Genomic DNA, 9469 nt, shown 5'->3' on the forward strand with positions numbered 1-9469 from the left:
CGCCCCGCCGCCCCGCCGGTTTCCCCGGATTCCCCGGAGCGGAGGTCGCCCACCGTCAGAGAGCCCCTCTGGCGCGATCTGGTCGGCGACGTACTGCGGCGCGAGCGCCTCGCCCAGGAGCGCACGCTGAAGGAGGTGGCGGAGGCCGCCCGGATCTCCATGCCGTACCTGTCGGAGGTGGAGCGCGGCCGCAAGGAGGCGTCGTCGGAGGTGCTGGCCGCCGCCGCGGGCGCACTCGGACTGGGGCTGGGCGACCTGCTGGCGCGGACCCAGGGAGAACTGGCGCGCGTCACCTCCCGGCACACCGGCGCCGGCCGGGGGCACGGTACGTCCGGCGCCCGCTACGACGGGATGTGCCTGGCGGCCTGACCGCCCGCGCGGGCCGGCGTCCCGCGGACGGCGAGGCGCCGGCCCGGCGTCTCACACGCGCACCAGGCGCCGGCTGAGGACCTCGTCGGCCAGCCCGTACGCCACGGCCTCCTCGGCGGTGAACACCTTGTCGCGGTCCATGTCCGCGCGCAGTGTCGCGACGTCGTGGTGCGTGTGGCGGGCCAGCACCTCCTCGACCTGGGAGCGGATCCGCACCATCTCCTTGGCCTGCAGCGCCAGGTCGGAGACCGTGCCCTGCCGTCCGCCGCTGGCCGGCTGGCCGAGCAGCACCCGCGCGTGTTCCAGCACGAACCGCCGCCCGGGGTCCCCGCCCGCCAGCAGCACGGCCGCCGTGGAAGCCGCCTGCCCGACGCAGAACGTCGAGATCGGCGCCTGCACGAACGTCATGGTGTCGTAGATCGCCATCAGCGACGTGAACGAGCCGCCGGGGGAGTTGATGTAGACCGCGATCTCGCTCTCCGGAGCCGACGACTCCAGATGGAGGAGTTGCGCGATGACGACGTTCGCCACGCCGTCGTCGATCTCGGTGCCCAGGAAGATGATCCGCTCCGACAGCAGCCGGCTGAACACGTCGTAGGACCGCTCGCCCTGCGGGGTCCGTTCGACGACGTTCGGAATCGTGTAGCTCCCCATGTCACAGCCCCATCCGTCGCCTGGTGGCGGCCGGGCGCACGTCCGCGAGGGACTGGACGACCTGGTCCACCATTCCGTACTCCCTGGCCTCCTCGGCCGTGAACCAGCGGTCGCGGTCGCCGTCCCGGGAGATGGTCTCCGGGCTCTGACCGGTGTGCTCGGCGGTGATCCGCTCGATGGTCCGCTTGGTGAACTCCAGGTTCTCGGCCTGGATCTCGATGTCGGCGGTGGTGCCGCCGATGCCCGCCGACGGCTGGTGCATCATGACCCGGGCGTTCGGCAGGGCGTAGCGCTTGCCCGCCGCGCCGACGCTCAGCAGGAACTGCCCCATGCTGGCGGCGAACCCCATGGCGAGCGTCGAGACGTCGTTGGGGATCAGCCGCATCGTGTCGTAGATGGCGAGCCCGGCGTGCACGGAGCCGCCGGGACTGTTGATGTACAGACTGATGTCGGTGCGGGGGTCCTCCCCGGACAGGATCAGCAGCTGGGCGCAGATCCGGTTCGCGGAGACCTCGTCGACCTGGGTGCCCAGCAGCACGATCCGCTGCGCGAGCAACTGCTCGGCCAGATGGTCGTCGAACCGGGTCGCGGGGGTGTCGCCCTCCTGGGCCCGGGGCAGCACGGCCGGGGCCGGGCCGGCGATGAGTGGAGACATCGGCGCTCCTTGTCGAGTCGTCGGGAGTTCCGGTGGAGTGGTACGCGGCCGGTGGCGCCGCGGTTCCTCCACTCTCGGCCCGCCGCGGGCTCCGGCGGGGCTTTCTCTGCCCGCGGCAGATTCGCCACGAGCAGAGCGCTCGGTTCCCGTGGCGGAACCGTCCGCATCGGACTGCGTACGACCGATGAGTTCTCCCGCTCTCGCCGGTCGACAGTGGTGACCGTGTTCGACGCGCAGGAGGTACTCATGAGCACCGACGGATTCACCACGTGTCTCTGGTTCGACGGCCAGGCGGAGGAGGCCGCCCACTTCTACGTCTCCCTCTTCAAGGACTCCGGCATCGGCGCCGTCACCCGATACCCCGAGGGAGGGCACCAGCCCACCGGCACCGTGCTCACCGTCGACTTCACGGCCAACGGCCAGAAGTTCGTCGCCCTCAACGGAGGCCCGGAGTTCAAGTTCAACGAGGCGATCTCCTTCCAGATCACCTGTGAGAACCAGCAAGAGGTCGACCACTACTGGACCAGGCTCACCGAGGGCGGCGGGGAGGAGGGCCCCTGCGGCTGGGTCAAGGACAGGTTCGGTGTGTCCTGGCAGGTCGTCCCGAGCAGGCTCGAGGAGATGTTCCGCGACCCGGACCCCGTGAAGGCGGGGCGCGCCAACAAGGCCATGATGTCGATGCGCAAGCTCGACATCGCCACGCTGGAGAAGGCGTACGCCGGCGAGTGAACAGCCGCCGGCGCGCGGGCAGGGGCGGGGATGACTAGCGTGAGGAACCGGACCGTCCTCACCACCCCGACCCCCTGTCCAACCTCATCGTCCGGACCACCCACCGGACCGTTCATCCCTACGGGAGGCGGCAGTCATGGCCGTGCAACCTGAAGGAACCCCCTGCTGGGCCGATGCCATGTTCGGTGACGTCGAGGGAGCCAAGAGCTTCTACGGCGACGTCCTCGGCTGGACCTTCGGCGAGTCGTCGTCGGAGCACGGCAACTACACCCAGTGCTACGCGAACGGCAAGGCGGTCGCCGCCGTTGTCCCGCCCATGTCCGGTCAGGAGGGCCACTCGCAGTGGTGCCTCTACTTCGCGTCCCCCGACGCCGCGGCGACCGCCTCCCGGATCCGCGAGGCGGGCGGTGAGGTGCTGATGGAGCCCATGCGGGTCGGCGATTTCGGCACCATGTGCCTGGCCCGGGATCCGGGCGGCGTCGTGTTCGGCATCTGGCAGGGCGGCACCCACGAGGGGTTCGAGGCGGTGGCCGAGCCCGGCGCGTACTGCTGGGCCGAGGTCTTCACCCGCGAACCCGGGAAGTCGGACGCCTTCTTCCCCGCGGTCTTCTCCTACACGGCGAAGCAGATGGAGGACGACGGGGTGGACTTCCGCCTCTTCGACGTGGGCGACGACACCGTGCTCGGCCGCATGGCCATGACGGACGACATCCCGCCCGAGGTGCCGCCGTACATCAACGTCTACTTCACCGTCGCCGACTGCGACGAGGCCGTGGCCCGCGCCACCGAGCTGGGCGGGACCCTGTGGTTCGGACCGATGAGCAGCCCCTTCGGCCGGTTCGCGACCCTGAGCGACCCGCAGGGCGCGACTTTCTCGGTGCTCGACATCACGAGGACCGAGGGAGAGATGGCTAAGATCACGGACGTCTCCTGACCCCGTCCCGGCACCCCGTCGAGCCATGGCATGATCGGGCGCATGCGTGAACGTGTTGTGGCCGCGTGCGACGGGGCTTCGAAGGGAAACCCGGGTCCGGCCGGCTGGGCCTGGGTGGTCGCCGACGCGTCGGAGAGCCCCGTCCGCTGGGAAGCGGGGCCGCTCGGCAAGGCCACCAACAACATCGCCGAACTCACGGCGCTGGAGCGCCTGCTGGCGTCGACCGACCCCGACGTACCGCTCGAGGTCCGCATGGACTCGCAGTACGCCATGAAGGCCGTCACCACCTGGCTGCCCGGCTGGAAGCGCAACGGCTGGAAGACGGCCGCCGGCAAGCCGGTCGCCAACCAGGAGCTGGTCGTACGCATCGACGAGCTGCTCGGCGGCCGCTCGGTCGAGTTCCGCTACGTGCCCGCCCACCAGGTCGACGGCGACCGGCTCAACGACTTCGCCGACCGCGCCGCCAGTCAGGCCGCCGTCGTGCAGGAGCCCGCGGGCAGCGGTCTCGGCTCACCGGAGCCGCCGCCCGCACCGGACGTCCCGGCGGCGAAGAAGGCATCGCGCCGAGGCCCCGGCACGGCCCGCAAGGGCGGCGGTGCCTCGGCGCGCACCATCAAGGCAAAGTTCCCCGGACGCTGTCTGTGCGGCCGTTCCTACGCGGCGGGGGAGTCCATCGCCAAGAACGACCAGGGCTGGGGCCACCCGGAGTGCCGCACGGCGGCGGCCGGATAGGGCCGCCCCGGGGCCGGGCGGGTCTTACGATCATCAACCCCTTTCGCTGCTACTCTGCGTAGTCATCTGACTGCTGCGAGTGCGTTCCAGGGGTGAATGTGAAGGTCGCCTGTGTCGGTGGCGGGCCCGCCGGCCTGTATCTGTCGATCCTGCTGAAACGGCAGGACCCCTCCCACGACGTCACCGTCTACGAACGCGACCCGGAGGGTTCCACCTACGGCTGGGGCGTGACCTACTGGCGCGGACTGCTCGACCGGCTCCACGAGCACGACCCCGAGTCCGCGCGCGCCGTCGAGGAGCACTCCGTGCGCTGGCGGGACGGCGTCGCCCACGTGGGCGAACTGACCGCCCGCCACCGGGGCGACGAGGGCTTCGGCATCGGCCGGCACCGACTCCTGGAGATCCTCGCCGCCCGCGCCCGCTCCCTCGGCGTGCGTCTGGAGTTCGAGTGCGAGATCACCTCCGCGGACCCGCCCGCCGCCGATCTCGTCGTGGCGGCCGACGGGGTGGGCAGTGTCCTGCGCACCCGGCACGCCGGTCACTTCGGCACCGAGATCCGGGCCGGGCGCAACCACTACGTCTGGCTCGGCACCACCAAGATCTTCGACGCCTTCACCTTCGCCTTCACCGAGACCGAGCACGGCTGGATCTGGGCGTACGGCTACGGCTTCGGGCCCGATGGCAGTACCTGCGTCGTCGAATGCGCGCCCGAGACATGGACCGGTCTGGGCCTGGACCGGGCCGACGAGGGCGAAGGGCTGGTCCTGCTGGAGAAACTCTTCGCCGACGTCCTGGACGGCCACCCGCTCACCGGCCGGTCGGCGGCCGGCCCCGGCGCCCCGTGGGCGACCTTCCGCACCCTCACCAACCGCACCTGGTCCCGGGGCAACCTGGTCCTGCTCGGCGACGCGGCCCACACCACGCACTACTCCATCGGCGCCGGTACCACGCTCGCCCTGGAGGACGCCATGGCCCTGTCCGCCGCACTGCGCGAGCGGGGGGCCCTCCAGGACGCCCTCGCCCACTACGAGCGGGAACGCAGGGCGGCCCTGCTGCCGTCGCAGAGCGCGGCACGCTTCAGCGCCCAGTGGTACGAGAACCTGCCCCGCTACATCCACCTGCCACCGGAGCGGATGTTCGCCCTGCTCGGCCAGCGCCACTCGCCCCTGCTGCCGTACGTCCCGCCCCGGCTGTACTACCGGCTCGACCGGGCGGCCGGGCAATTGGAGGGGCTGCGCCGGCTCAAGCGATGGCTGGGACCGAGGCTCGCGCGGACGCTCCAGGCACGCCGGCCGGCCGCTCACGGCCGAAGGAGCGCCCCGGGCCGTCCCGGCGCGGTGCGGGATCGCTCCGGATGACAGACTGACGGCATGGACGAGCGGACATTCGACAGGTCGAACCAGCACGCTTCGGTGGTCGGCCTCGGCACCTGGCAACTCGGCGCCGACTGGGGAGACGTCGACGACAAGGAAGCCCTCAAGGTGCTGGAGGCGGCGGCCGAGTCGGGGGTCACCTTCTTCGACACGGCGGACGTCTACGGCGACGGGCGCAGCGAGGAGACCATCGCCACCTTCCTGCGCGGCAGGCCCGACCTGCACGTGCTGGTCGCCACCAAGATGGGCCGCCGGGTCGAGCAGATCCCGCAGAACTACGTACTCGACAACTTCCGGGAGTGGAACGACCGCTCCCGCCGCAACCTCGGCGTCGACGTCGTCGACCTGGTGCAGCTGCACTGCCCGCCGACCCCCGTCTACTCCAGCGACGAGGTGTTCGACGCCCTGGACACCCTGGTCGCGGAAGAGCGCGTCGCCGCGTACGGCGTCAGCGTGGAGACCTGCGAGGAGGCGCTGACCGCGATCGCCCGGCCCAACGTGGCGAGCGTGCAGATCATCCTCAACCCGTTCCGTATGAAGCCCCTGCGCGAGGTCCTTCCGGCGGCCCGGGAGGCGGGCGTCGGCATCATCGCCCGGGTGCCGCTGGCCTCCGGCCTGCTGTCCGGCAAGTACACCCGGGACACGGTCTTCGCCGCCAACGACCACCGCAACTTCAACCGGCACGGCGAGGCCTTCGACCAGGGCGAGACCTTCTCCGGCGTCGACTTCGCCACCGGCGTGGAGGCCGCGGCGGAGTTCGCCGCGCTCGCCCCCGAGGGCTGCACCCCGGCCCAGCTGGCGCTGCGCTGGATCATCCAGCAGCCCGGCGTCACCACCGTGATCCCCGGCGCCCGCTCGCCCGAGCAGGCCCGGGCCAACACGGACGCCGCCCGGCTGCCGGAGCTGTCCGAGGACACGCTCGCGGCGGTCCGCGACCTCTACGACCGGCGCGTCAAAGACCAGGTCGAGGGCCGCTGGTAGACGGATCTCACGGCACCAGGAGCAGCTCCCGCTCCCGTTCCTGGTCGCCGGAGGCCGCCCCCTCGTTCCGCGTGCTGAAGGCGCGGGACAGTGTCTCGCTCGCCGCCTCGACGGCCTGCGGCGTGCCCTGAACGGTGACCGCCACCGGCGCGGACAGCGGGGCTCCCGCCTCCCGCGGTGCCGAGGACGCCTCCGGAGCGGCGGGCGAGTCGAAGGTCGCCGTGCGCACGGTCGCCTGTTCGTCGGCCGGGAGGCCGTCGGGTGCGCCGAAGACGCCCTCCAGCGCCCGGACGATCGTCCGCGCGTCGTCGATGCCGCCACCGCTGAGCGTCACGGTGAGCTGAGTGTCGGACATCCTTCGCCTTCCTCCTGGCCTGTGTCGGTCCCGCCCCGTGTAACCGTCCGCCGCCCCCTCAAACCGGGCGCCGCCGCCCCGACACGGCGTCTGACCGCGGGGAACCCGGGAAGAGAGAAGGGAACGCAGGCCGCGGTATCCGGGAGGAACAGTGACGGAAATGGGCGCGACAGCGAACTCGGAGCGACGCAGAGGGCGCGACGAGACCGAGGAGGAGCGGGCGGACCGGATGTGGACGGACCTCATCCAGGAAGTCCGCGTCGCGCAGATGGGTGTGCAGATCCTGTTCGCCTTCCTGCTGACCGTCGTGTTCACCCCGAAGTACGACGACCTCTCGGACACGAACCAGACGATCTACCTGGTGACGGTGGTCCTGGGGGCCGTGACGACCGGTGCCCTCATCGGCCCGGTGTCCCTGCACCGCATAGTCTCCGGACGGCGCGTGAAACCCCAGGCCGTACGGCTGGCCTCCCGGCTGACCCTGCTCGGCCTGGTGCTGCTGCTCGCCACGATGACGTCCTCGCTCCTGCTGATCCTGCGCGTCGCGACCGACGACGGCTTCGTGCCGTACCTCGTCACCGGAGTGGTGATCTGGTACCTGGTGTGCTGGTTCGGGATACCCCTGTGGACCCGGCACCGCCACACCTCGCGCTGAGGCCGGTCAGCCCTCGGCCATGAGCTCCGCGAGGAAGTCGTCGACGCGGACCTCCTCCTCGCCCGGCCGGACCACGGTGTGGGTCTCGCGCAGGAAGGCCTCCACGGCCGCGGCCCACACGAACACCACGGCGTGGTGGCGTTCTCCGTCGGGCCGGGCGTCGCCCAGCAGCTCGATGCGCAGCTCGTCCCACATGCCCCGCGACTCGGGGCACAGCCGGACGTCGCCCACGCCGACCGGGCGGGCGAGGCCCTCGCCCACCATCTCCCGGTCCAGCGTCCAGCGGGCGAGCACGCGGCCGTCATGGCTGAACACCACAGTGAGCGCGAAGGGGTCCGCGGCCTCGTAGGCGAAGTGGGCGAGCACGGGGAAGCGGTCGGCGTCGCCCGCCTGGAGCTGCACCACCAGAGTCTTGTGCACGACGGAGTTCACGACAGGGGCCTCCAGGGGAACGGACGTAGAGCCCTCTAGTACCCCGCCCGCCCGCAAGATGCTCAGGCGGACGGGTGAATCCGCCTGAGCCGGGTTTCACGAACGGGTTCAGGACCGGCCCAGTGCCTCGCGCAGCGCGGGCAGCAGGGTCTTCTCCGACCAGTCCAGGAAAGCGGGTTGCGACTCGCCGCCGATCTGCACCAGGGCGATCTCGGTGAACCCGGCCTCGGCGTAGGGGCGTACGGCCTCCACGAAGGCTTCCGGGTCGTCGCCGCAGGGGATCGACTCGGCGACGTCGTCCGGGGTCACGAACTGGGTGGCGGCATCGAACGAATCCGGGTGCGGGAGCTCCGAATTGACCTTCCAGCCGCTGCCGAACCAGCGGAACTGCGCGTGGGCGCGCTTGATCGCCGTGTCCCGGTCCGGGTCGTAGGACACCGGCAGCTGGCCCACGCGCGGCTTGCCCTCGCCGCCGTGCCGGTCGAAGGCCTCCAGCAGTTCCGGCTTCGGCTCGGTGGCGATCACCAGGTCGGCGTGCTCGCCCGCGAGCGCGCAGGAGCGCTCCCCGGAGACGGCGATCCCGATCGGCGGCGCGCTGTCCGGCAGATCCCACAGCCGGGCCGACTCCACGTCGAAGTGCGTGCCGCGATGGTTCACATGGCGGCCCTCGAACAGCGCCCGGATGATCTCCACGGCCTCCGTGAGCATTTCGTGCCGCACGTCCACGGACGGCCAGCCGCCGCCCACGACGTGCTCGTTGAGGTTCTCGCCCGAGCCGAGTCCCAGCCGGAACCGGCCCTCGGACAGCAACTGCAGCGTCGCCGCCTTCTGCGCCACCACCGCCGGGTGGTAGCGGAACGTCGGACACGTCACGTAGGTCATCAGCGGGATGCGGGAGGTGGCCTGGGCGGCGGCGCCCAGCACGGCCCACGCGTAGGGCGAGTGCCCCTGCGAACGCAGCCACGGGAAGTAGTGGTCCGAGGTCACCGAGAAGTCGAACCCCACCTCCTCGGCCCGCACCAGATGGCCGACGAGTTCACGGGGGCCGGCCTGCTCGGTCATCATCGTGTATCCGATTCGCACCATAACGGGCGAGTCCCCGGCCAGGCGGAGCGAAAACGGAGGGATTCCGGGGGCAGGTGTCAGTCCGCGTCCTCCCGGAACGTCTTGAGGAAGGCGGCGAGCGCCTGCTCGTTCGCCGAGTCGTCCCAGTCGTCGGCCGGAGTCGTCCAGCGCAGCGAGAAGCTGCGTCCGCCGCCGAGGAGGAAGCCGCGGCCGAAGGTGCGCACCCGGGTGTCGCCGTCCCGGGCGACCCACTCCATGTCGGCCGCCTCGCGCCCCCGGTACGTCGTCGCGCGGATCTCGCCGATCCTGCGGTAGTCGCCCGACCGCTCCAGGCCGGGCTCGACGTCGTCGCGCCAGACCGCCACGGGATCCTCGCCCGCGCGCTCGCTGTAGGTGACCGCGAGGGTGCGCGGGTCGCCGGACGAGCCGAAGACGACCCGGTACGCCACGTCGGGCACCCGCGAGGTGTCCAGCCGCCGCCACCCCCCGGGAAGGGCGACGGAGAAGCCCTCCGGCGCGTCGTAGCGGCGGAACC

At 71.4% G+C, this 9469-nt stretch carries 12 protein-coding genes and 1 pseudogene; 7 read left to right on the forward strand and 6 right to left on the reverse strand.

The window, feature by feature from the left end; all coding sequences use genetic code 11:
- On the forward strand, positions 1–369 hold a 369-nt coding region (locus EBH09_RS33980; protein WP_153182759.1), incomplete at its 5' end, for a helix-turn-helix transcriptional regulator.
- A gap of 51 nt (positions 370–420) precedes the next feature.
- Here the strand turns inward: EBH09_RS33980 and EBH09_RS33985 are convergent.
- Together EBH09_RS33985 and EBH09_RS33990 are read right to left on the reverse strand one after the other, a co-directional pair.
- Positions 421–1023, reverse strand: coding sequence for an ATP-dependent Clp protease proteolytic subunit (locus tag EBH09_RS33985; RefSeq protein ID WP_121750651.1), 603 nt, complete (start codon positions 1021–1023; stop codon positions 421–423).
- 1 nt (position 1024) lies between these two features.
- Positions 1025–1678, reverse strand: a complete 654-nt coding sequence (locus tag EBH09_RS33990; RefSeq protein WP_121750652.1) for an ATP-dependent Clp protease proteolytic subunit — start codon at positions 1676–1678, stop codon at positions 1025–1027.
- Positions 1679–1924: 246 nt separating this feature from the next.
- On the opposite strand from EBH09_RS33990, the gene EBH09_RS33995 reads away from it, so the two are divergent.
- From EBH09_RS33995 to EBH09_RS34015, 5 genes are all read left to right on the forward strand, one after another.
- Positions 1925–2407 (forward strand): VOC family protein, encoded by a 483-nt coding sequence (locus EBH09_RS33995; RefSeq protein ID WP_121751144.1) that lies wholly within the window; start codon positions 1925–1927, stop codon positions 2405–2407.
- 136 nt (positions 2408–2543) lie between these two features.
- On the forward strand, positions 2544–3341 hold the full coding sequence (locus tag EBH09_RS34000; protein WP_121750653.1) for a VOC family protein: 798 nt from the start codon (positions 2544–2546) through the stop codon (positions 3339–3341).
- Between the two features lie 30 nt (positions 3342–3371).
- Complete coding sequence (locus tag EBH09_RS34005; protein ID WP_121750654.1) at positions 3372–4073, forward strand: ribonuclease H; 702 nt, start codon at positions 3372–3374, stop codon at positions 4071–4073.
- 92 nt (positions 4074–4165) lie between these two features.
- On the forward strand, positions 4166–5431 hold the full coding sequence (locus EBH09_RS34010; RefSeq protein ID WP_121750655.1) for an FAD-dependent monooxygenase: 1266 nt from the start codon (positions 4166–4168) through the stop codon (positions 5429–5431).
- A gap of 12 nt (positions 5432–5443) precedes the next feature.
- The gene (locus EBH09_RS34015) at positions 5444–6427 is read left to right on the forward strand and encodes an aldo/keto reductase (protein ID WP_121750656.1); all 984 of its coding nucleotides are present in this window, start codon (positions 5444–5446) and stop codon (positions 6425–6427) included.
- 7 nt (positions 6428–6434) lie between these two features.
- Here the strand turns inward: EBH09_RS34015 and EBH09_RS34020 are convergent, their stop codons facing one another.
- Positions 6435–6782 carry a hypothetical protein gene (locus EBH09_RS34020; protein ID WP_121750657.1) on the reverse strand — a complete coding sequence of 116 codons (348 nt, stop codon included), beginning with the start codon at positions 6780–6782 and terminating at the stop codon, positions 6435–6437.
- 160 nt (positions 6783–6942) lie between these two features.
- Here EBH09_RS34020 and EBH09_RS34025 point away from each other — a divergent pair, with 160 nt between their 5' ends.
- Entirely contained in the window at positions 6943–7437 is a 495-nt protein-coding gene (locus EBH09_RS34025; protein WP_121750658.1) for a DUF6328 family protein, read from the forward strand.
- Positions 7438–7443: 6 nt separating this feature from the next.
- Here the strand turns inward: EBH09_RS34025 and EBH09_RS34030 are convergent, their stop codons facing one another.
- From EBH09_RS34030 to EBH09_RS34040, 3 genes and pseudogenes are all read right to left on the reverse strand, one after another.
- Positions 7444–7869, reverse strand: coding sequence for an SsgA family sporulation/cell division regulator (locus EBH09_RS34030; protein ID WP_121750659.1), 426 nt, complete (start codon positions 7867–7869; stop codon positions 7444–7446).
- 108 nt (positions 7870–7977) lie between these two features.
- Positions 7978–8955, reverse strand: coding sequence for an LLM class F420-dependent oxidoreductase (locus EBH09_RS34035; protein WP_121750660.1), 978 nt, complete (start codon positions 8953–8955; stop codon positions 7978–7980).
- A gap of 56 nt (positions 8956–9011) precedes the next feature.
- Positions 9012–9469: pseudogene (locus EBH09_RS34040) on the reverse strand (serine/threonine protein kinase); the annotation flags it as partial.

The organism is Streptomyces sp. E2N166 (assembly GCF_003671715.1).
Classification (GTDB): Bacteria; Actinomycetota; Actinomycetes; order Streptomycetales; family Streptomycetaceae; genus Streptomyces; species Streptomyces thinghirensis.

Bases quoted from the DNA above. Each gene is read 5' to 3' on its own strand.
- EBH09_RS33985 (WP_121750651.1), bottom strand. From the start codon at position 1,023: ATGGGGAGCTACACGATTCCGAACGTCGTCGAACGGACCCCGCAGGGC.
- EBH09_RS33990 (WP_121750652.1), bottom strand. From the start codon at position 1,678: ATGTCTCCACTCATCGCCGGCCCGGCCCCGGCCGTGCTGCCCCGGGCC.
- EBH09_RS33995 (WP_121751144.1), top strand. From the start codon at position 1,925: ATGAGCACCGACGGATTCACCACGTGTCTCTGGTTCGACGGCCAGGCG.
- EBH09_RS34000 (WP_121750653.1), top strand. From the start codon at position 2,544: ATGGCCGTGCAACCTGAAGGAACCCCCTGCTGGGCCGATGCCATGTTC.
- EBH09_RS34005 (WP_121750654.1), top strand. From the start codon at position 3,372: ATGATCGGGCGCATGCGTGAACGTGTTGTGGCCGCGTGCGACGGGGCT.
- EBH09_RS34015 (WP_121750656.1), top strand. From the start codon at position 5,444: ATGGACGAGCGGACATTCGACAGGTCGAACCAGCACGCTTCGGTGGTC.
- EBH09_RS34020 (WP_121750657.1), bottom strand. From the start codon at position 6,782: ATGTCCGACACTCAGCTCACCGTGACGCTCAGCGGTGGCGGCATCGAC.
- EBH09_RS34025 (WP_121750658.1), top strand. From the start codon at position 6,943: ATGGGCGCGACAGCGAACTCGGAGCGACGCAGAGGGCGCGACGAGACC.
- EBH09_RS34035 (WP_121750660.1), bottom strand. From the start codon at position 8,955: ATGGTGCGAATCGGATACACGATGATGACCGAGCAGGCCGGCCCCCGT.